18 protein-coding genes are annotated in these 20710 nt (G+C 61.9%); 8 read left to right on the top strand and 10 right to left on the bottom strand.

Annotated elements, in window-relative coordinates; all coding sequences use genetic code 11:
* Positions 1 to 63 precede the first annotated feature (63 nt).
* A complete protein-coding gene (locus HB676_RS10745; RefSeq protein WP_213737760.1) occupies positions 64 to 369 on the top strand; it encodes a hypothetical protein in 306 nt (101 codons plus the stop codon).
* 56 nt (positions 370 to 425) lie between these two features.
* On the opposite strand, the gene HB676_RS10740 is transcribed toward HB676_RS10745, so the two are convergent.
* From HB676_RS10740 to HB676_RS10705, 8 genes are all read right to left on the bottom strand, one after another.
* A complete protein-coding gene (locus HB676_RS10740; RefSeq protein ID WP_213737759.1) occupies positions 426 to 1919 on the bottom strand; it encodes an aspartate ammonia-lyase in 1494 nt (497 codons plus the stop codon).
* 20 nt (positions 1920 to 1939) lie between these two features.
* Positions 1940 to 2620: an orotate phosphoribosyltransferase gene (locus tag HB676_RS10735; RefSeq protein ID WP_213737758.1), complete on the bottom strand. Its 681-nt coding sequence runs from the start codon at positions 2618 to 2620 to the stop codon at positions 1940 to 1942.
* A complete protein-coding gene (pyrC, locus tag HB676_RS10730; RefSeq protein WP_213737757.1) occupies positions 2617 to 3711 on the bottom strand; it encodes a dihydroorotase in 1095 nt (364 codons plus the stop codon). Before pyrC ends, HB676_RS10735 begins: the two co-directional genes overlap by 4 nt.
* Positions 3708 to 5003, bottom strand: coding sequence for a Zn-dependent hydrolase (locus tag HB676_RS10725; protein ID WP_249780167.1), 1296 nt, complete (start codon positions 5001 to 5003; stop codon positions 3708 to 3710). Before HB676_RS10725 ends, pyrC begins: the two co-directional genes overlap by 4 nt.
* Positions 5000 to 5947: a dihydroorotate dehydrogenase gene (locus tag HB676_RS10720; protein ID WP_213737756.1), complete on the bottom strand. Its 948-nt coding sequence runs from the start codon at positions 5945 to 5947 to the stop codon at positions 5000 to 5002. Before HB676_RS10720 ends, HB676_RS10725 begins: the two co-directional genes overlap by 4 nt.
* Positions 5944 to 6801 carry a dihydroorotate dehydrogenase electron transfer subunit gene (locus tag HB676_RS10715; RefSeq protein ID WP_213737755.1) on the bottom strand — a complete coding sequence of 286 codons (858 nt, stop codon included), beginning with the start codon at positions 6799 to 6801 and terminating at the stop codon, positions 5944 to 5946. Before HB676_RS10715 ends, HB676_RS10720 begins: the two co-directional genes overlap by 4 nt.
* A gap of 27 nt (positions 6802 to 6828) precedes the next feature.
* Entirely contained in the window at positions 6829 to 8085 is a 1257-nt protein-coding gene (locus HB676_RS10710) for an MFS transporter (RefSeq protein WP_249780166.1), read from the bottom strand.
* Between the two features lie 484 nt (positions 8086 to 8569).
* On the bottom strand, positions 8570 to 9460 hold the full coding sequence (locus HB676_RS10705; RefSeq protein WP_213737754.1) for a helix-turn-helix transcriptional regulator: 891 nt from the start codon (positions 9458 to 9460) through the stop codon (positions 8570 to 8572).
* 300 nt (positions 9461 to 9760) lie between these two features.
* Here HB676_RS10705 and HB676_RS10700 point away from each other — a divergent pair, with 300 nt between their 5' ends.
* The 7 genes from HB676_RS10700 to HB676_RS10670 all read left to right on the top strand — a co-directional run bounded on the left by HB676_RS10700 (position 9761) and on the right by HB676_RS10670 (position 18324).
* Positions 9761 to 10534: a MotA/TolQ/ExbB proton channel family protein gene (locus HB676_RS10700; RefSeq protein WP_213737753.1), complete on the top strand. Its 774-nt coding sequence runs from the start codon at positions 9761 to 9763 to the stop codon at positions 10532 to 10534.
* 30 nt (positions 10535 to 10564) lie between these two features.
* Positions 10565 to 11395: a flagellar motor protein MotB gene (locus HB676_RS10695; protein ID WP_213737752.1), complete on the top strand. Its 831-nt coding sequence runs from the start codon at positions 10565 to 10567 to the stop codon at positions 11393 to 11395.
* A 159-nt stretch (positions 11396 to 11554) separates the two neighbouring features.
* The gene (locus HB676_RS10690) at positions 11555 to 13453 is read left to right on the top strand and encodes a potassium transporter Kup (protein WP_213737751.1); all 1899 of its coding nucleotides are present in this window, start codon (positions 11555 to 11557) and stop codon (positions 13451 to 13453) included.
* A gap of 164 nt (positions 13454 to 13617) precedes the next feature.
* Entirely contained in the window at positions 13618 to 15543 is a 1926-nt protein-coding gene (locus tag HB676_RS10685; RefSeq protein ID WP_213737750.1) for a potassium transporter Kup, read from the top strand.
* 151 nt (positions 15544 to 15694) lie between these two features.
* Positions 15695 to 15973, top strand: coding sequence for a rhodanese-like domain-containing protein (locus tag HB676_RS10680; RefSeq protein ID WP_218625703.1), 279 nt, complete (start codon positions 15695 to 15697; stop codon positions 15971 to 15973).
* Positions 15974 to 16050: 77 nt separating this feature from the next.
* On the top strand, positions 16051 to 17205 hold the full coding sequence (locus HB676_RS10675; protein ID WP_213737855.1) for an aminotransferase: 1155 nt from the start codon (positions 16051 to 16053) through the stop codon (positions 17203 to 17205).
* Between the two features lie 12 nt (positions 17206 to 17217).
* Entirely contained in the window at positions 17218 to 18324 is a 1107-nt protein-coding gene (locus HB676_RS10670) for a polyamine ABC transporter substrate-binding protein (protein ID WP_213737748.1), read from the top strand.
* A 107-nt stretch (positions 18325 to 18431) separates the two neighbouring features.
* Here HB676_RS10670 and HB676_RS10665 read toward each other — a convergent pair whose 3' ends face one another.
* Both HB676_RS10665 and HB676_RS10660 read right to left on the bottom strand, forming a co-directional pair.
* On the bottom strand, positions 18432 to 19364 hold the full coding sequence (locus tag HB676_RS10665; RefSeq protein ID WP_213737747.1) for a lipid A biosynthesis lauroyl acyltransferase: 933 nt from the start codon (positions 19362 to 19364) through the stop codon (positions 18432 to 18434).
* A gap of 54 nt (positions 19365 to 19418) precedes the next feature.
* On the bottom strand, positions 19419 to 20699 hold the full coding sequence (locus HB676_RS10660) for a beta-ketoacyl-ACP synthase (RefSeq protein ID WP_213737746.1): 1281 nt from the start codon (positions 20697 to 20699) through the stop codon (positions 19419 to 19421).
* Positions 20700 to 20710: the final 11 nt, after the last annotated feature.

Raw genomic sequence — 20710 nt, 5'->3', positions numbered from 1 at the left:
CAGGGTCTGGAACCTCGTGCTATAAGCACTTGCTTCTTCCTGTTCCGAGAAGGAGCTACCCCCTTGACTGAGCTTCGCGACTGGCTGAACGGCCAACATCCCGGCCTTCGGACCTACAAATCATTCAGAGATAAAGCCCTCGAATTGTGCGCGACCGATGCCGAGCACCGGGCGCTCTATCGTCTTTTGGCGAACCTCGCCGGACATTACATCACGGCCTTCGACGAGGAGCCGTTGCCCACCGACGTCGCCAAGCACGCCTATGACGTGTTCCGCGACCTGGTCGAGGAGGGCGATCGCTCCATCGGCGCACCGGTCGAGCAACAGCTCGCGGCGCTGAACAAGATCGCCGCCGCGGAGCTGTTCTGAGCGCAGGTCAATGAATGCCGGATCGAGCGGCGTGTGCCGTTCGATCCGCGGTTCGATCAAAAACCCTTGCTGGAGCGGACTGGCGCGGTCATCGCCTCCGGGCGGAACAGGCGCTCGATCTGTTCGGGCGTGAGCAGCTTCTCTTCCAGCACGATATCGGCAACGCGGCGCTTTTGCGCCAGCGCCTGCTTGGCGACACGCGAGCAGGTCTCGTATCCGAGCGCCGGGACCAGCGCGGTCACGAGGCCGATGCTGTCCTCGACCAGGGCGCGGCAGCGTTCTTCATCGGCTTCGATGCCGACGACGCATTTACGCGTCAGTGTGTTGATCGCCGCGGTGAGAACGCGCAGCGACGACATCACGCAATAGCCGATGGTCGGCTCGAACGCATTGAGCTGCAACTGGCCACCTTCCGCGCACATCGTGATGGTCAGGTCGTGTCCGATCACGAGATACGCGACCTGATTGACGACTTCGGGGATCACCGGGTTGATTTTGCCGGGCATGATCGAGGAGCCGGCCTGAACCGTCGGCAAACGAATCTCGCCAAGGCCGGCGCGCGGACCGCTGGAGAGCAGCCGCAGATCGTTGCAGATCTTCGACAGTTTCACGGCAATGCGCTTGAGCACGCCCGAAAACAGTACAAAGGCGCCCATGTCGGAGGTTGCCTCGATCAGATTGCCCGCGGGCACCATCGGCTCGTGCGAGAGGTGTGCGAGTTCCTCGATGGCGAGCGCGGCATAGCGGGGATCGGCATTGATGCCGGTCCCGATCGCGGTGGCGCCGAGATTGACCTCGCGGAAAAACGCCGCGGCTTCCTTCAAGCGCGAGATGTCTTCCTTGATGGTGGCGAAGAAGCCGTCGAATTCCTGTCCCAGCGTCATCGGCACGGCGTCCTGCAACTGGGTGCGCCCGATCTTGAGGACGTTGCCGAACTCGACGGCCTTGTATTTGAACGCCAGCGCCAGTTCGTCGAGCGCTTCAACCAGTGGACCCGAGGCGAAAATAATCGCGAGTCGCAGCGCGGTCGGATAGGCATCGTTGGTCGACTGCGCCATGTTGACGTCGTCGTTGGGATGCAGCGTAGCGTATTCGCCCTTCTTGTGGCCCATCAACTCGAGCGCGACGTTGGCGATGACTTCGTTGGTGTTCATGTTGGTCGACGTGCCGGCGCCGCCTTGCACGGCATCGACCACGAACTGATTGTGATAGCGGCCTTCTTTTGCGATCAGGTCGCAGGCGCGGTCGATCGCGTCGGCTTTCGCGGCCGGCAGATGACCGAGACGCCGGTTAGCGCGGGCCGCGGCCTGTTTGACCAGCACCAGCGCGCGCACGAAATCCGGATAATGACCAACGGGCACGCCGGTGATCGGAAAATTCTCGACCGCGCGCAGCGTGTGAATGCCCCAATAGGCGCTCTCCGGCACGTCGGCATTGCCGAGCAAATCATGCTCGCTGCGCGTGGCGACCTTGGTAAGCTCGATGGAGCGGGTGGAGGCGACCTCTACGGTCTGAGGTGCCGCAACTGCGGGAATCCCGTCGTCTGTCATGAGGTCACCTCTCGATCGATTCAGCGCTTGCGGGACTGCAGCGCTGAACGTCCTCCGTGGCGGGTCGACCAAGCCACCGGATCTGCCAGGAAATCCTCGACCTGCTGGCGGTCCTTAGGCTCGAATTGTCCGATGTCGGCGCGCAGCACGTCGGCCCATGTTGCCAGCGGATGCAGCGAAAGGCCAGTCTGGGCCAGCCGGTCGCGCGCGCCGGGAAATGCCGAGTGATAAAAAATCGTCAGAACGTCGGTGACGATAGCACCGGCCTGCCGCAAGCCGCTCGCAAAGGAGACCTTGCTGGTCGCATCTGTAGTAAGGTCGTCGACCAGAAGCACGCGCAAGCCCTCGACCGATCCGCCCTCGACCTGGGCGTTGTGGCCGATGCCGAGCGGGCGTTTACGAACATACCGAAGCGGCATGTCGAGCGCATCCGCCAGCCACGACGCAAAGGGGATGCCGGCCGTTTCCGCGCCGGCCAGCGCGTCGAAGCTGCCGGGCTCGATCATGCCGCGCACGGCCTCCGCGGCCAAACGAACGGCCTCTTTTCGGAATCTTGGCTCACCGATCAATAGCCGGCAATCGACATAAACCGGGCTGGCCCAGCCCGCCGCCAGAACATAGGGGCGCTCGCGGCTGATCTGGATCGCACCCGCCTCGATCAGCAATCGTGCCGTTGCCGCCCCGATGTCCTCTGCGGTCATGGCCTGACCTCACCGATCGACCAGGGAAGCGTTTCGTCGCCGCGGAAGATCACGACTTCGTCGTTCTCCACCGCGACCGCCGCTGGCATCGCCGCGCCACGGCGATGCAACTCGATGGTTCCTGCATTGGGCGTCAATCCGTAGAAGCGGGCGCCATGGAGGGATGCGAACGCTTCCAGCCGGTCCAGCGCGCCTTCCTCGTCGAACACCTGCGTATAGGTCTGCAGCGCCGTTGCGCCGACAAACACGCCAGCGCAGCCGCAACTCGCTTCTTTGGTTCGCGCGGTGTGAGGCGCGGTATCGGTGCCGATGAAGAAACAGCTATCGCCCGACGTCACCGCACGGCGTAGTGCCAGCCGGTGATGCTCGCGCTTGGCGACCGGGAGGCAATAAAGGTGAGGGCGAAGCCCGCCCTGGAACAGCGAGGTCCGGTTGATCATCAGATGATGCGGCGTGATGGTGCCGGCGACGCGCGGCGCATGGGCCCGCACGATTTCGGTGGTCTCCTGCGTCGTGACGTGTTCGATCACGACCTTCAATCCCTGATAATCCTTCAAAAACGGGAGCAGGACCTGCTCCATGAAGACGGTCTCGCGATCGAAAATATCGACCGTAGGATCCGTAGCCTCGCCATGAATCAGGACGGGCATGCCGATGCGTTCCATCCGCTCCAGCACCGGGCGGATCGCCTTGAGGTCACGGACGCCGTGATGGGAATTGGTGGTGGCGCCGGCGGGATAAAGTTTTGCGGCAATCCAGACGCCCTCGGCATGACCCTTCTCGATTTCGTCCGCCGAGGTCTGGTCGGTCAGATAGCAGGTCATCATCGGGCGGAAATCGTTTCCGGCCGGGCGGGCGGCGAGAATGCGCTCGCGATAGGCTGCGGCGGCGGCCACCGTCGTTACCGGGGGCACCAGATTGGGCATGATAATGCCGCGGGCGAATTGCGCTGATGTAAAGGGCAGTACCGCGCGCAGCATCGCGCCGTCGCGCAGATGGATATGCCAGTCGTCGGGGCGGCGGATGGTGATGGAACCGGCCGGTGCGGATTTCGGCTTCGCGGCGGCGTCGAACAGGTGGTCGAGGGTCATAAGGCAGCCTCTGCAAGAACTTTGCGCATCACGGCCACACCCGACATGAAGTCGTCGATCTTCATATCTTCGTGCGGGTTATGCGAACCATTTTCATTGCGGATGAATATCATGGCGCTGGGGATTCCCGCATTGGCAAATACCGCGGCATCATGCCCGGCGCCGCTGGGAATCGGCTCGTCCGGCAGGCCGAGGTCGCGGGCGGCGGCGCGTAATTTGTCGATCCAGGCAGGGTCCATCGTGGCCGGCGCGGATTGCAGCCGGCGGTCCAGCTTGAATTCCACGCCGCGTTCGTCGCCGATGCTGGCGCATTCCGACACGAAGAGGTCGTAGAAGGCTTCGAGCGTTTCCTGGCTCTGGCTGCGGGCCTCGAAGCTGAACTTGACGTTGCCGGGGATGCGCGCGATGGCATGCTCGGCACTATCCGTGCCCATGATCCCCGACGTAATGACGAGATCGCGGCCGCGCTCGAGCAATGTGCGCCAGTGACGGTCGAGATGGGTGATCAGTTCGGCGGTCGCGAACACAGCATCGCGCCGCAGCCAGCGCGGCACCGCGCCGGAATGTCCGGCCTCGCCGATGCATTCCACCGTCCGATGCCGCACGTTGCCGCGAATGCCGGTGACGATGCCGATCGGCAATTCGCGGGCGACCAGCACCGGTCCCTGTTCGATATGCAATTCGACCCAGGCCGCGACGCTCTTGCTGTCCAGCAGCGGTTTTCCTTGCGCGACGCGCTCGACATCGACGCCGGCATCACGCATGCAATCCACAAGTGGCCGGCCGGTCACCGCGTGCGGCGAGGCCAGATCATCGGCTGTGAGGCGGCCGAATAGCGCGCTCGACCCCATATAGGCCTTGCCGAACCAGGCGCTTTCCTCGCCGCGCAATCCCAGCAGCTTGATGGTCCGCCGTGGCCTGAAGCCGCTGCGCTTCAATCCCGCGAGCACGGCGAGACCTGCCACGACTCCGGCGCCGCCATCGTAATTGCCACCCTGCGGAACGGAATCGAGATGCGATCCACAGGCCAGGAAAGGCAGATCGCGCTCGGTGCCTGGAAGCGTCACGACGAGATTGGCGCCCGCATCGCGTTCGCTGGTAAGGCCGCATTCTCGCGCGGCGTTCTCTACGATGTCGAGCGCCAGCGACTCGCTTGCGCCAAAACTTTCACGCGTGATGCCGACGCCATCGCCGGTGGCCTCGCGCAGGGCCGTGAACAGTTTCTCGCAAAACGCCGTATCGCGCTCCACGTCCATCGCAGGTATCGCGGCGTCCATCGCCATCACAGTCATGTCGGCGGCGCCAGCCAGGATAGCTCGGGTTCGTCGGATTCTTCGTTCACGACCGCGCCGATGAGATCGGCGACACGGGTGATATCCTTGCGCTCGCAGAATTTCACCAGGCCGTCGATGATCGTCGTCATCGCCGCCGGCTGAACGAAGGTCGCGGTCCCGACCTGCACCGCCGACGCGCCGGCCAGCATATATTCGACGGCGTCTTCGGTGGTGGAAATGCCGCCGCAGCCGATCACCGGAATCTTCACGGTGCGGGCACATTGATAGACCTGCCGCAGCACGATCGGCTTGATGGCGGGGCCGGAAAGGCCGCCCATGATGTTGCCAAGGCAAGGCTTGAACGTATCGAGATCGATCGCCATCGCCAGAATCGTGTTGGCGACCACCAGCGCGTCGGCGCCCGCGAGTTCGGCCGCGCGCGCCACTTCGGGAAGGTCGCCCGTGTTGGGCGTCAACTTCACCCATAGCGGTAACGAGGTCGCGGCGCGCAGGTGTCGCACCACGGTTTCGGTCGAGGACGCGCGCATCGCGAACGCTTTGCCGTCTTCCTCGATATTGGGGCAGGAGATATTGGCCTCGATCGCGGCAACGCCGGGAAGGGTCATCTCGCTTGCGAGGTGCCCAAAATCTTCCGCCGTCGGCGCCGAGATGCTGACCACCAGCGGCGGCTTGTGCCCGGCATAATAGGGCAGCGTATGCTCGAGAAAATACGGCACGCCTTTTGAGGGAATTCCGATCGAGTTGATCAGGCCGCCGGCACGCTCGACCACGCGCGGCAATGGATTGCCGGCACGCAACTCACGCGTGATGGTCTTGGTCACGAACGCACCGAGCCGATTGAAATCCATCACCTTGTCGAGGCCTTCGGCAAAGGTGCCGGAAGCCGGCATCACGGGATTGGCCAGCGTGAGCCCGCCGACGCGGACGGAAAGATCGATCATGGCAGCGCTTCCATCATGTCGAAGACCGGCCCATCCCAGCAGACCCGCCGGTGCACGATCTCGCCACCGACATTGAAATCCCGCACACAGCAGAAGCACAGGCCGATCCCGCAGGCCATCTGCTGTTCCATCGCGACCTGGCCGGGAATGTTGAATTCGCGGGCGAGGCGCTGTTGCACGCGCAACAGGCGGCTCGATCCGCAGGTGAAGAAGGCTTCGCAACGGCCAGCGGCGATCAAGCCACGCAGCAACCGCTCAATGTTCGAGGGCCCGCTGGTGCTCTCGGAATCGGTCACGGTGATGACTTCGGCGCCATGACCCTTGAAGAGATCGACCGACACCATTAGTTCGGGGCGCCGCGCGCTGAAGATCGCCGTCACCTTGGTGCCGTTGGCCTTGGCGGCTTGCGCGAGCGGGGCGAGTGTCGCAAGTCCCGCACCGCGTCCGATCGCAACGATGTGCCGCAGCTTTGGATCGAGCGTGAAGCCGACCCCCAGCGGCCCCATGATGTCGATGGTGTTGCCAGGGCGCAGCGTCGCGAGGCCACGCGTTCCCGCACCTGCGACCTTGTAGAGAAACTCGACTTCCCGTCGGACGGGATTGACGCCATACAGGCTCATCGGCCGGCGCAGGAACGGCTGAGCGCCTTCGGTGTGCGGGCACAGTAGTTGAAAGAATTGGCCCGGCACGGCGCTGGCCGAGACCGCGCTGCACCGGACCACGAGATGACGATATTCCAGATTGACGCTGTCATTCGACAGCACCAGCGCGTCTTCGCCGACGACGCTGGGCGACCAGGGTTTTGCAATTACCGAATCGGTTTCGACGGCTGGAATGGGAGCCTGACCTTGCATTAAGAGCCTCTTTTGGATCGATCGCGATCAGGTCAGTTCGGCGCCACGGCGATCCGGGATCAGAAACAGGAACGCCAGGATGTCGACGATGTACAGCAACGCCAGCAACGCGATTGCGGTGTCGAAGCCATAGGCAGCCGCGACCGCGCTCACCGCGATCGGACCGAGACCGCCGACGGCGCGTCCGACATTGAACAGCACGTTCTGGGCAGTCGCGCGGGCCGTCGTCGGATAGAGCTCGCTCATCAAGGCGCCGTAGCCGCCGAGCATGCCGTTGACGAACAGGCCCATGACCGCACCGCCGATCAGCAATGCGGTGGGATCGGTGAGCTTTGAATAGACCACGACCATGATCGCCGCGCCGAGCATGTAGGTGATGAAGGCGGGCCGCCGGCCGAGACGATCGGCGAGTTGGCCGAAACAGTAAATTCCGACCGCCATGCCGGCGATGGTCACGGCGGTCCAGGTCGCCGATTGCGCCAGGCCAAATCCGAACCGCGAGGACAGATAGTTGGGCAGCCAGATCATGACGCCGTAATAGCCGAAGTTCTGCACCGAGCAGAGAATGACCATGCCGATGCTGATCTTCGTGGTCTCGGCATCCTTGACCAGCAGGTTGATCGGCAGGCTGGTGGTCGGAGGAGTTGCCGTGCGCTCGACGAACACGTCGGGCTCGTGGAGATTATGCCGAATGAAATAGGCGGCGATCGCCGGCAGGATTCCGATTGCGAACATCCCACGCCAGCCGATGACCGGCAACAGGATGGGCGTGACGATGGCCGCGGCGAGCACGCCAAGCTGCCATCCCAACCCGACATAGGAGGACACGCGCGCGCGCTTCGAAGCGGGCCATGCTTCGGCGACCAGCGCCATGCCGATGCCGAATTCACCGCCGAGCCCGATGCCGGCGATGGTGCGGTAGATCAGGAGATCCCAATAGCCCTGGGCGAGGGCGCACATGCCGGTGAAGATCGCGAACAGCACGATGGTCCAGGTCAGCACCCGGACACGGCCGATGCGATCCGACAGCATGCCAAACACAATACCGCCGATGACGGCGCCGATCAGGGTCGCGGTGACAAGCGAAGCGCCTTGCGCCGGACCAAATCCGAGATCGGAAGAAATAACGCGCAGCATGAATCCGAGAATCAGAAGGTCGAAGCCGTCCATCGCGTAGCCCAGGGCGGATCCCAGCAACGCCTTGCGGGCTTCGCGTTCCTTGGCCGGCGTGAAATTGCTATCCGGTATCGCGGCGCCGTCGGCCGTGCTCTGAAAGTGACTCATGATGATTCCCCCGTTCCCTCGATGATGTCTTGAAGCGGCGAAAATCGAAATTGCCGCCGTCGTCGCCAATCATAGTCTTTGCAATACATTCTTCGAAAGCGCAGCCAGTCATCCGAAAGTCAGGAACTCGCGGATGTCGAACGATGCCCGTCCTGTTGTGCGTTGCCGCATTCGGAACGGTCGGGCGTGATTGCGACGAACCCGGCCGCAATCGAAGGCAACAGTTCATACCCGCCGCGTATAAAAATCAAGATTATTCCATAAACATAGACTGGCTAGATTCTGGGCCGAGGTGGGCCGATAGCGGAAATGGCGCCGTTTTCAGGTGGAACCGGCGCCTGCGAGCCCCGTGAATGCAGCGTCCAATCGCCTGCAACGACGTGGTTTTTCGCGATCATGATGCATGCGCTATGGGGCGGCCGGTTGGGCTGATCGCGACGATAAACGGCGGACGAGAAGGGGTGAGGCCGGGACGGCCGCCTGCCTAGATCTGAGGCTCTTTCAGGCACTTGCGGAGCAATGCGGCGCCGTTCACGCCCTTGGCCGCGCGAGCCCACATCTGGTCGGCGAGCTTCTGATAGAGATCGACGGCCTCCTGCGCCGCGGTCACGCTGGCGACGCCGAGACGCACATTAGGCAATTCGCCGAGACGAAACGGACTGACCGCGACCAGCATGGTGCCGTCGCGCGAGCGGCAAATCTCGAAGGTCTGATTGGGAAGCGTGTCATCGACGATACCGATCTGGATTCCGACCGGCTCGTTTTCCATGATGACCGCGATGCGTTCGACCTCACGGCGCGCTGCCTGCCGGCGGCGTTCGCGCTCGGCTTTCGGCAGATCATAGGTTCCGATCAGGCCGGTTCGCAGCAGGCGCCTTACTTGTGTTGCGCCAATGATGCCGGCGAAGCTTGGGCCGCCGCGCGAGATGGTGGCCCGGCGTTCGGACAGGATCGATACCAGGCTTTCGATCTCGGCCTGCGCTTTCTTCCGGTTCGGAAGTTGCTCCGGCAGCCCTTCGATCAGCATGTCGCGAAGCAGCTTCGGATATTCGTCCGATGTGAGCAGGAAGGTGACGGGTTCGTAGTAGACCAGCACCCGCTCGGAGGCCGCTTCGATCTGACGCAGGCGCTCGAAATAGGCGATGGCGCTTGAGAAATATTCGGTCCCGACGCCGAGGATGGAGGGCAGGGATGTATCGAGAAGCTCGGCGATGCGCTCAAGCGTCTCCAGTTTGACCGGGCCTTCGCCCTTTTCGTAATTGTAGAGGGCCGCGCGGGAAATCTCGAGACGTTCGGCAACTTGCTCGGGCGACATGCCCGATCCCACGCGATGAGCACGCAGGCGCTGCCCGACCTGAACGTAATCGATTGCCATGATCGATTACTATCGGACTTCTTTTTTAAATAAAAGCACGCGGCCGGGCTCGATCTTGGGCGTCGTGTGTCGTGAGACGTCGCGCGGACGGCCGGTCGTGCTGGTTCGAGATCGGGCGGAAGCCCTGCAAACGCAGCCGGATGACCCGCCGTCTAGTCATTTATTAACCAATTGTTATGCCTACCAAATTCAGTAACGCGTCTTTAATGGCGCACGACTAGGGTTGCTCCTGCGCGGTTCAGAATGAGCCGCGTCACCGTCCAGGACGGTCGGTCGTTCGCGCACGCGTTGGAGTTTCCCATGGATATCATGACGAGCGTCGGGCTCGCGTGCGGCTTTGGTGTCATCACCCTCATCATGTTGATGGGTGGTAATCTGGAGATGTTCTGGAGCGAGCACGCGGTCATCATCATCTTCGGCGGTTCGATCGCCGCCACCATGATCCGCTTTCCGCTCGGCGTGATGCTGCACGGTCTTCCGCTGGGTGCGAAGTTCGCCTTTACGATGAGCCGGCTGTCGGCCCGCGACCTGGTTGACGAATTGGCCCGCATCGCGGAAATCGCCCGCAAGCAGGGGCCGGTCGGCCTGGAAAAAGTCGAAACCGACGAACCGTTCCTCGCCAAGGGCATTCGATATGTCGCCGACGGCTACGATCTCGAATTCATCCGCGACAATCTGGAGCGCGATCGCGACAACTTCCTGATGCATCTCGACGAGGGCAGCAAGATCTACCGCGCCATCGGCGACTGCGCCCCGGCGTTCGGCATGATCGGCACCCTGATCGGCATGGTGCAGATGTTCGCCAACATGACCGACCCCTCCAAGCTCGGCCCGTTCATGGCGACGGCGCTGTTGGCGACGCTGTACGGCGCGCTGGTCGCCAACCTGTTTTGTCTGCCGCTTGCCGACAAACTGCACGGCAAGCTGCTCGACGAGGAAACCAATCGCACGCTGATCATCGACGGCATCCTGATGATCCGCGACTCCAAGAGCCCGACACTGGTGCGCGAAATGCTGCTGGCGTACCTGCCGGAAAAACATCGCCATGAGGAAGCCGAGCCGGTCCCGGCGTAACACGTCTGATTCCGGTCCGGAAAACCAAACATGGCCAAGAAAAAACGCGGCGACGCACATGGCGGAGGACACGGCTGGTTCGTGACCTTCGCCGATTTGATGGGCCTGATGATGAGCTTCTTCGTGATGCTCGTCGCGTTTTCCACCATGGACAACAACAAGCTCAAGATCGTCGCCGGCTCGATGCGCGATGCTTTCGGCGTGCAGACCGAGGCGCGCTATTCCGGCATCATCGAATCCGATGGTCTGCCGACGCGACCGAAGCTGAAGAACGCCGCGCATATCTCGCCGGAGGATGCGTCCAATACGCCGACCCCCGATCAGCAGGATCGCAACCGCACCGCCGGTGCCCGCATTAAAGTCGATCGCGAATTCGCGCTGGCCTCCGCATCGCTGCGCCAGGCGCTGCAGGACATGCCGGAACTGACCGAAATTTCCAAGCACATCATGTTTGAAGAGACCAAAGAGGGTCTCAATCTGGAAATCGTCGATCAGGACGGCCGGTCGATGTTTGCCGATGGTTCGAAGGTGCCCTATGAGCGCACCCGCCGGCTGATCGAGAAACTGGCCGGACCGCTCAAGGCGACGCCGCTGCGCATCTCCATCGTCGGTCACACTGCCGCGGGCTTTGTGCCGTCGCAAAGCGATTATGGCGCGTTCGATCTCTCTGCGGATCGGGCCAATGCGGTGCGTCAGATTCTCGAACGGGAAGGGCTGCAGCCCGCCCACATCTTTGCGGTCTCGGGAAAGGCCGACACCCAGCCGCTATTTCCCGACGATCCTTCGCTGTCGGCGAACCGCCGCGTGACCATCACGCTGATGCGCGAAGATCCGCCGCTTCCGCCGGATATGAAGCCGTAATCGGACAAGTATTATTATACCATATTTATCTGGTGGAGTCGCCGTGCTAGGGAGCCCTTGGCATGAAGCGCCATGCTATGGTCGTTCGCTGACAGGCTTTTAAGAAGCGTCGAAGTCCGGCCCGGATCAAATCAACCGATCGAGTGTTTTCTCATCATCATGGCTGTCAGCGTCACATCCACCGAAGCCCGGGACGGGCCGGTCAAAACGCGCTTTTGGGCCCTGACGCTGGGAAGTATCGGTGTCGTCTTCGGCGATATCGGAACGTCACCCTTGTATGCGTTTCGCGAGGCTGTGGCCGGCGCGGCGCAGGGCCAGCCGGTCACGCGGGTCATTGTTCTCGGGGTGCTGTCACTAATCCTGTGGGCGCTCTTTATCGTCGTCACCGCGAAATACGTTCTGCTGCTGCTGCGCGCCGACAATAACGGCGAGGGCGGCACGCTTTCGCTGATGGCGCTCGGTCAACGGGCGCTCGGCCGGAGAAGCTGGCCGCTGCTGGCGATGGGTGTCGTTGGCGCTTCGATGTTCATCGGCGATTCGATGATTACGCCGGCGATTTCGGTGCTATCCGCGGTCGAAGGTCTCAAGCTCGCAGCCCCGGCGCTGGAGCACTACGTCATTCCGTTGACAGTTTTCATCCTGGTTGTGCTGTTCTCGGTTCAGAGCAGCGGCACGGCCCGCGTCGCCTCGGCCTTCGGGCCGGTCATGATCGTCTGGTTTACCGCGCTGGCGGTGATGGGCCTGATCAATATCAACGACGATCCATCGGTGCTGGTGGCCATCAATCCCTGGTACGCCATTCACTTCCTGCTGTCGCACGGGACCGTGGGATTGGTGACATTGGGCGCGGTGTTTCTCGCGGTGACGGGCGGTGAGGCGCTTTATGCCGATTTGGGTCATTTCGGGCGCAAGCCGATCCAGGCCGGCTGGCTCTATTTCGTGCTGCCCTCGCTTCTGATCAATTATTTCGGTCAGGGCGCACTGGTGCTTTCCAATCCGGCGGCGATCGAAAACTCGTTCTACCGGATGGTTCCCGAGATACTGCTGCTGCCGCTGATCGTGCTGGCCACCGCGGCGACGGTGATCGCAAGCCAGGCGGTCATCACCGGGGCGTATTCGCTGACGCGGCAGGCGGTGCAACTCGGTCTGCTGCCGCGCTTCGAGGTCCGTTACACCTCGGAAACGCATGCCGGACAGATTTATCTGCCGCGCGTGAACTCGTTATTGCTGACTGGCGTCTTGCTGCTGGTCTTGCTGTTTCGCAGCTCCAGCGGACTGGCTTCCGCCTATGGCATTGCCGTTTCCACGACCATGGTCGCCGACGGCATTATGGGTTTCGTGGTGATCTGGAAGTTGTGGAATTGGCGCGCGGCCACGGCCGCCGCGTTGATTGTGCCGTTCGTCGTCGTCGACATGACGTTCTTCAGCGCAAACCTTTTGAAGTTGTTCGAGGGAGCCTGGGTGCCGCTGCTGTTCGGCCTGACCATGGCGATCATGATATGGACCTGGCGCCGGGGTACCGTCATCCTGATGGCCAAGACGCGGCGGATCGAAGTTCCGCTGACGGATTTGATCAAAAGCCTCGAAAAACGGCCGCCTCACATCGTCAAGGGCACCGCGGTTTTCCTGACCAGTGACCCCAGCTCCGTACCCACGGCGCTGCTGCATAATCTGAAACACAACAAGGTGCTTCACGAGCACAACGTCATCCTGACCATCGAAACCGCGCAGACGCCGCGGGTCGATTTGTCCGAGCGTGTGCGGATGGAAACGCTCAGCGACAAATTTGCGATCGTCCGGCTGCGTTTCGGTTTCATGGAATCCCCGAACGTGCCCAAGGCGCTGGTGATCGCCCGCAAGCTCGGCTGGCAATTCGATATCATGTCGACGTCGTTTTTCGTCTCACGGCGCTCGCTGAAACCATCCGCCCAGTCCGGGATGCCGAAATGGCAGGATCACTTGTTTATCGCGCTAAGCCGGGCCGCGAACGATGCCACCGACTACTTCCAGATTCCGACAGGGCGGGTGGTCGAAGTCGGGACCCAAGTGACTATTTGAGTGACTATCTCAGCGACCATCCGACCGAGTGACAATCTAACTAAACAAATATGCATTTTTGCATGGCCAAGCTCTAAAAACGAGGTAGGCTATGCCCAGAGCGCAGAGCTATAAGCCTGCTCGCTTTGCTATGGTGCGGTGAAGCATTTGAGGCCTCCACTTCCATGACCAGTGATGTTGTAGTTCCCGCTCCGGAAACGGCGGCGGCCGATGGCCATGGCGATGTCCATTCTACCGCCGGCTTCAAGGCGCTCCTGATCGGCAGCATCGGCGTCGTCTATGGCGATATCGGCACCAGCCCGCTGTACGCGTTGCGCGAGGCGGTGGTGGCGGCCGGTGGCGCTTCGGGCGTGCTCGATATCCAGGCGGTGCTCGGGGTCGTTTCGCTGATCCTGTGGGCGCTGATTATCGTGGTGACCCTCAAATATGTGCTGATCCTTTTGCGCGCCGACAACAACGGCGAGGGCGGCACGCTGGCGCTGATGGCGCTGGCGCAGCGCGCGGTCACCAAGGGCGCCAGCGCCATCGTTCTGCTCGGCATCGTCAGCGGCGCGCTGTTTTATGGTGACGCGGTGATCACGCCCGCGCTGTCGGTGCTGTCGGCGATCGAAGGCATCAAGCTCGTCACCTCGGCCTTCGATCCCTATGTGGTGCCGCTGACGGTGGTCATTCTATTTGTGCTGTTCGCGGCGCAATCGCGCGGCACCGCGCGTGTTGCGGCGTTCTTCGGGCCCGTGATGTGCATCTGGTTCGCCGTCATTGCGATCGCGTCGATTACGCCGATCATGCAGCACCCCGAGATCTTGCGGGCGCTCAATCCGCTGTTTGCCGTTTCGTTCATGCTCCATCACGGCATCATCGGTTTCGTGACGCTGGGCGCGGTGTTTCTCGCCGTTACCGGCGCCGAGGCGCTCTATGCCGATTTGGGCCATTTCGGCAAACGGCCGATCCAGACCGCATGGCTTTTCATCGTGCTGCCGTCGCTGGCGCTGAATTATCTCGGGCAGGGTGCGCTGGTGATCGGCGATCCCAAGGCGATCGAAAACCCCTTCTTCCTGATGTTCCCGGACTGGGCCTTGCTGCCGATGGTCTGTCTCGCGACATTGGCGACCGTGATCGCGAGCCAGGCCGTGATCACCGGCGCCTATTCGTTGACCCGTCAGGCCGTTCAGCTCGGCCTGTTGCCGAGGTTCGAAATCCGCCATACCTCGGAAGCCCATTCCGGCCAGATCTATATTCCGCGCATCAACCGGCTCCTGCTGATCAGCGTGGTGTTGCTGGTATTGATGTTCCGCTCTTCAAGCGCGCTGGCGTCGGCCTACGGCATCTCCGTAACCGGGACCATGGTGGTCACGGGCATGATGGGCTTTGTCGTGATCTGGCGGGTCTGGAAGTGGTCGCCGTTCGCGGCTGCAGCGCTGATTGCGCCGTTTCTGTTCCTCGACCTGACATTCCTCGCTGCCAACCTCTTGAAGGTGCTGGAGGGCGGCTGGGTGCCGCTGGCGCTGGGTGCGGTCGTGATGCTGCTGATGTACACATGGCGGCGCGGCAGCCGGCTGTTGTTCGAGAAATCGCGCAAGCTGGAGTTTCCGCTGGCCGACTTGGTCGCGATGCTGGAAAAGCGTCCGCCGCAGCGCGTCTCCGGCACGGCCGTGTTCCTGACCAGCGATCCCGTCAGCGCCCCGACTGCGCTGATGCATAGTCTGAAGCACTACAAAGTGCTGCATGAGAAGAATGTTATTCTCACCATCGAAATCGCACCGACGCCTCGGGTCGATCTGACCGAGCGGGTACGGCTGGAGGAGATCAGCAAGACCTTCTCCAAGGTGACGCTGCGGTTCGGCTTTATGGAATCGCCCAACGTGCCGAAGGCTCTGGCAATCGCCCGCAAGCTCGGCTGGCAGTTCGATATCATGTCGACCTCGTTCTTCCTGTCGCGGCGCGCGCTGAAGCCGGCCGCGCATTCGGGCATGCCGCGCTGGCAGGATCATCTCTTTATTGCGCTGAGCCGTACCGCCAACGATGCGACCGACTATTTCCAGATTCCGAGCGGACGGGTGGTCGAGGTTGGTACGCAGGTGACCGTCTGATCACGAACGCCTCTGCGGCGCTTGATTTTCATCGCGCGAGAGGCGAGTTTGTCGCAATAGACGACACACGCCACCCATGGCGGCCGTAGGGAGAGTTTGAGTGGCGGATCATCAGGTTCACGATTTGACACCGGAAGAAGTATCGAAGGGCATGACCGAGGGACGCTACCTTCTGGTCGACGTCCGCGAGCCGAACGAAGTTGCCGTGGTTGCCTATCCCGGCGCGGTGGTGGTTCCGCTTTCGACCTTCGATCCCAGGGACATTCCCGACCCCAAGGGCAAAGAAGTGGTTTTCGCCTGCCGGTCCGGAAAACGCTCCGTGACGGCGTCGCTGGCCGCGCAGGCCGGTGGCCTTGCTTATGACAAGCATCTGGCCGGCGGCATGCTGGCGTGGCAAGCGGCGGGATTGCCGACCAGGACCGGCGGCTGATCCTTCCCAGGACTTCTACAAAAATGACTTCTAACAATACGCCTTCCAACAATACGCCGTCCAAGAACACCACTTCCATGAACAAGGTTTTCGCGGATCTGCCCGTCACGATCTTCGAGGCGATGTCGCAGCTCGCGCGCGACAATAACGCGATCAATCTCGGCCAGGGCTTTCCGGACGATCCCGGCCCGGAGGATATTCGCCGCGCCGCTGCAGACGCCGTGATGGACGGCAATAACCAATACCCCTCGATGATGGGTATTCCGGAATTGCGGCAGGCGATCGCGGCCCATTACGGGCGCTGGCACAACCTGACACTCGATCCGATGACGGAGGTGATGGTGACCTCCGGCGGCACGGAAGCGCTGACTTCGGCGATCCTGGCGGTGGTTGAGCCCGGCGACGAAGTGGTTGTTTTCCAGCCCGTGTACGATTCTTATTTGCCGATCATCCGTCAGGCAGGCGGCATCCCGCGTCTGGTGCGTCTCGAGCCGCCGCATTGGCGGTTGACGGAGGAGGCGTTGCAAGGCGTCTTCAACCACAAGACCAAGGCCGTCCTGTTCAACAATCCGCTCAATCCCGCCGCCGTGGTCTATCCGCGCGAGGATTTGGAGTTGCTGGCGCGGTTCTGTCAGAAGTTCGATACGATCGCGATCTGCGACGAGGTCTGGGAGCATGTGATTTTTGATGGCCGAGAGCACATTCCGCTGATCACCATTCCGGGGATGCGCGACCGGACCATCAAGGTTGGTTCGGCCGGCAAGATTTTTTCGCTGACCGGCTGGAAGATCGGCTTTGTCTGCGCCGCACCGCCGCTGCTGCGGGTTGCCGCGAAGGTGCACCAGTTTCTCACATTCACTACGGCACCCAACCTGCAAGTTGCGGTGGCCTATGGGCTCGGCAAGCCAGCGGACTATTTCCTCACCATGCGCAAGGAGCTGGCGCGCAGCCGCGATCGCCTCACGCAAGGATTGCAGCGCATCGGCTTTCCGGTTCTGCCATCGCAGGGTACTTATTTTCTGACGGTCGATCTGTCGCCGCTGGGTCTCAACGAGACCGATGAGGCGTTCTGCCGCCGTATCGTGACCGACTACAAGGTCGCGGCCATTCCGGTGTCGGCGTTCTATGAGCAGGACGCGGTGACATCGGTGGTGCGGTTCTGTTTTGCCAAAAAGGACTCCACCCTCGATACCGCGCTGGAGCGTCTGTCGGACGCGGTGCACCGCCGCTAGGAAATAAGAGAAATGATACGCGGATCGACCGGCGTTCTAGTCCGAAGGGTGGTCGCGATCTTTGCGTTGCTTTCGTCGCCTGCCATGGCGCAGGAACGCACCGTCAATTTCTACAATTGGTCGAACTACGTCGCGCCTGGTGTGCTCGAGGATTTCACCAAGGAAACCGGCATCAAGGTGGTCTACGACACCTTCGACGCCAATGAGACGCTGGAGACCCGGTTGCTCGCGGGAAAGTCGGGCTACGACGTGGTCGTTCCCACCGCCTATTTCCTGCAGCGCCAGATCGCGGCCAATATTTTCCAGAAGCTCGACAAGTCGAAGCTCCCGAACCTCGCCAATGCCTGGCCGGTGGTGACCAAACAACTCGCGATCTATGACCCCGGCAACCAGTTCGCCGCCAATTATATGTGGGGCACAACCGGCATCGGCTACAACGTCAAGATGGTGCAGAAGATCCTCGGCGCCGATGGCAAAATCGACAGTTGGGACATCGTCTTCAAGCCGGAGAACCTCGCGAAATTCAAGGACTGCGGCATCCATATGCTGGATTCCGCCGATGATATTTTCCCCGCGGCATTAAGCTATCTCGGGCTCGATCCGAATTCGACCAAACAGCCGGACCTGGAAAAAGCCGCCGATCTCGTCACCAGGATCAGGCCCTATGTGCGCAAGTTTCATTCCTCGGAATATCTGAGCGCGCTCGCCACCGGCGAGATTTGTCTGGTGGTGGGCTGGTCGGGCGACATCATGCAGGCGCGCGGCCGCGCCGAGGAAGCGAAAAACAATATCGAGATCGGCTACGCCATTCCGAAAGAGGGTGCGCAGATGTTTTTCGACAATCTCGCGATCCCGGCCGATGCAAAGAATCTCAGCGAGGCCTATGCGCTGATCGATTATCTCTACCGGCCTGAAGTGGCCGCAAAGAACACCGATTTTCTGTCCTACGCCAACGGCAATCTGGCGAGCCAGAAACTGGTCGCTCCGAAAATCCTCGGCGACAAGAACATTTATCCGGATGACGCGACGCTGGCAAAGCTGTTCGTGATCACCGCGCGCGATCCCGCGACCCAGCGCGTCATCAACCGGCTCTGGACCAAAGTGAAGACGGGACGGTGACCGAGCGTAGCCCGCATGAGCGCAAGCGACATGCGGGAATACTCAGAGACCGGCCCCGCATATCGCTTCGCTCATGCGGGCTACGAACTCATCCGGGCTACAAAACGTCACCGCCAGCGACGATGCACCCACCACCATTGATCCGGATATTCGCGGATCCAGCCTTCGACCACGGATGTGATCGCCTGCATCGTGCCCTGAACGTCGATCTGGCCTGCGGCGTCGCGCACCGGCGGGATTTCTTCGGAAAGTTCGGCGCGAAAACGATGTCCCGGCAGGCGGATAATGCGCACACCATGGATCGGACATTCGATCTGCCGCAGCAACCGCGCCAGCGTCGGGTTCGCCTTGGTCTTGCGGCCGAAGAAGGTGACATCGACGCCATTGGTAAAATACTGGTCGACCAGGATGGCGACGTGCTGACCCTTTTGCAGCGCGTCCGCCAGCCGGAGCGGGGCATCGCGGCCGGCCGGGATCAGCGTGCCCATCTTCACCGAGCGGATATCCTGGATGATGCGGTCGGCCGAAGCGATGTTGGGGCGGCGAAACAGCACGGCGGCATCGAGGCCGTGTGCGACCGCGGCCAAAGCGGCGAGCTCAAAGCTGCCGAGATGACTCGAAAAGATCAGCGCCGGTTTGCCGTCGAGCCGCAGTTGCGCGAACAATTCGTGGGTGCGTTGCTGGATTTCGATGCGGCTGTTTTCAGGATGCGCGGGATCATGCTCCCAGACATGATCCAGATGGGCGAATTCGGCGCCGTAGCGGCCGAGATTGTCCCAGACACCGGCCAGAATGGTCTCGATCTCTTCGGGTGATTTTTCCGGGAACGCGGCCGTCAGGTTGGCGCGGGCTGTTTTCTGTTCGCGCGTCAGGGGACCGATACGCTGCGCGATGCGGGCGAACAGATCGGCGGTCTTGATCGGATCGAAATAGCGCGTGGTACGCAACAGCCCGATGGTCAGGGCGCCAACAATGGCGGCGCTGATCGGCTTGGCCGCGTCGCGAATACGGGCCTTGGTGCGAAGTAGCAGGGGATGCATCAGAAACCAACGACGATCTGGCCGGATAGTTTTCGGCGTGCCATGCGCTGCCGGTTAAACCGGTTCGCGCGTCAGGATCAGCGAGGCATTCTGGCCGCCGAAGCCGAACGAATTCGACATCACGGCGGTGACGCGGGCGTCGCGGGCCTTGTTGGGAACGACGTCGAAGGGAATAGCGGGATCCGGAATGTCGTAATTGATGGTCGGCGGAATCCGCTGGTGCTCGAGCGTCAGCAGCGAGAACACTGCTTCCACCGCGCCCGCGGCGGAGAGGGTGTGCCCGACCATCGACTTGTTGGAGGACACCGGGATTTGCTTGGCGCGCTCACCGAACACCGAAGAGATACCGAGATATTCCATCTTGTCGTTTTCCGGCGTGCCGGTGCCATGCGCATTGATGTAGTCGATCTGGTCTGAAACGATGCCGGCGTCGGACAACGCGTTGCGCACGCAGCCGATGATCGGCTTGCCGTCGGGACTGGAGCGGGTGCGGTGGAACGAGTCGGCGAGTTCGCCGCAGCCGGCGATAATACCGAGAATCTTCGCACCGCGCGCGGTCGCGGCTTCATAGCTTTCCAGCACCAGGGCGCCGGCGCCTTCCGCCATTACGAAACCATCGCGGTTCTTGGAGAATGGCCGCACCGCCGCCTCGGGCGGATCGTTGTGGGTCGACAGCGCCGACAGCAATGAGAACCGGATCAAGGCTTCGGGGTTGACCGAGCCGTCGGTGGCCACGCAAAGCGCCGCATCCGCTTCGCCGCGGCGAATGGCTTCGACGCCGAGCTGGATCGCGCTGGCGCCGGACGCGCATGCGGTGGACAGCGAAATCGGCGACCCCTTGGTGCCAAACTTCTCGGCGAGATGATCGGCAACCGAGCCGAACAGGAAACGCCGGTGATATTGCGAGAACCTGCCGCCGCCGCTGACCCGCAGCATGGCGTCGTAATCGACTTCCGAACTCGCGCCGATCGCGCGGCCGAGTTCCTGGCGCTGCGGCCACTCGACCTCGACCGGCGCCACCGCGAGAAACAGCGGTCCTGGAAAATCGTTCTTGCTGCCGATGCCGGCCTGGGCAATGGCTTCCTCGGCGGCGACCTCGCCGAGCCGTTCAGACAAGTCCGTCGATGAGAACGGTTCAACCGGGATGAAATCGACCGTTCCGGCCATCGTCGTCTTCAACCCGTCGGTGGGGAAACGCGTGATGGTCCGGATGCCGGATTCGCCGGCGGTGAGTTTTTTCCAATTGTCGGCCTTGCCGGAACCGAGAGAGGTCACGACGCCCATGCCGGTGACGACGACGATCGGTCGGCCGAATTTATCGCGCGTAGTTGTCATGTTTTCCCCGT

Source organism: Bradyrhizobium sp. dw_411 (genome assembly GCF_018449695.1).
Taxonomy (GTDB): domain Bacteria; phylum Pseudomonadota; class Alphaproteobacteria; order Rhizobiales; family Xanthobacteraceae; genus Bradyrhizobium.
The sequence above is the reverse complement of the archived record's forward strand: the minus strand, read 5'-3'. Positions and strand labels throughout refer to the sequence as shown.

Excerpts from the sequence above, each read along its gene's own strand:
- HB676_RS10685 (WP_213737750.1), top strand. The coding sequence starts at position 13,618 with ATGACCAGTGATGTTGTAGTTCCCGCTCCGGAAACGGCGGCGGCCGAT.
- HB676_RS10675 (WP_213737855.1), top strand. The coding sequence starts at position 16,051 with ATGAACAAGGTTTTCGCGGATCTGCCCGTCACGATCTTCGAGGCGATG.
- HB676_RS10740 (WP_213737759.1), bottom strand. The coding sequence starts at position 1,919 with ATGACAGACGACGGGATTCCCGCAGTTGCGGCACCTCAGACCGTAGAG.
- HB676_RS10665 (WP_213737747.1), bottom strand. The coding sequence starts at position 19,364 with ATGCATCCCCTGCTACTTCGCACCAAGGCCCGTATTCGCGACGCGGCC.
- HB676_RS10680 (WP_218625703.1), top strand. The coding sequence starts at position 15,695 with ATGACCGAGGGACGCTACCTTCTGGTCGACGTCCGCGAGCCGAACGAA.
- HB676_RS10670 (WP_213737748.1), top strand. The coding sequence starts at position 17,218 with ATGATACGCGGATCGACCGGCGTTCTAGTCCGAAGGGTGGTCGCGATC.
- HB676_RS10695 (WP_213737752.1), top strand. The coding sequence starts at position 10,565 with ATGGCCAAGAAAAAACGCGGCGACGCACATGGCGGAGGACACGGCTGG.
- HB676_RS10690 (WP_213737751.1), top strand. The coding sequence starts at position 11,555 with ATGGCTGTCAGCGTCACATCCACCGAAGCCCGGGACGGGCCGGTCAAA.
- HB676_RS10715 (WP_213737755.1), bottom strand. The coding sequence starts at position 6,801 with ATGCAAGGTCAGGCTCCCATTCCAGCCGTCGAAACCGATTCGGTAATT.
- HB676_RS10705 (WP_213737754.1), bottom strand. The coding sequence starts at position 9,460 with ATGGCAATCGATTACGTTCAGGTCGGGCAGCGCCTGCGTGCTCATCGC.
- HB676_RS10735 (WP_213737758.1), bottom strand. The coding sequence starts at position 2,620 with ATGACCGCAGAGGACATCGGGGCGGCAACGGCACGATTGCTGATCGAG.
- pyrC (WP_213737757.1), bottom strand. The coding sequence starts at position 3,711 with ATGACCCTCGACCACCTGTTCGACGCCGCCGCGAAGCCGAAATCCGCA.
- HB676_RS10700 (WP_213737753.1), top strand. The coding sequence starts at position 9,761 with ATGGATATCATGACGAGCGTCGGGCTCGCGTGCGGCTTTGGTGTCATC.
- HB676_RS10725 (WP_249780167.1), bottom strand. The coding sequence starts at position 5,003 with ATGACTGTGATGGCGATGGACGCCGCGATACCTGCGATGGACGTGGAG.
- HB676_RS10720 (WP_213737756.1), bottom strand. The coding sequence starts at position 5,947 with ATGATCGATCTTTCCGTCCGCGTCGGCGGGCTCACGCTGGCCAATCCC.
- HB676_RS10710 (WP_249780166.1), bottom strand. The coding sequence starts at position 8,085 with ATGAGTCACTTTCAGAGCACGGCCGACGGCGCCGCGATACCGGATAGC.
- HB676_RS10660 (WP_213737746.1), bottom strand. The coding sequence starts at position 20,699 with ATGACAACTACGCGCGATAAATTCGGCCGACCGATCGTCGTCGTCACC.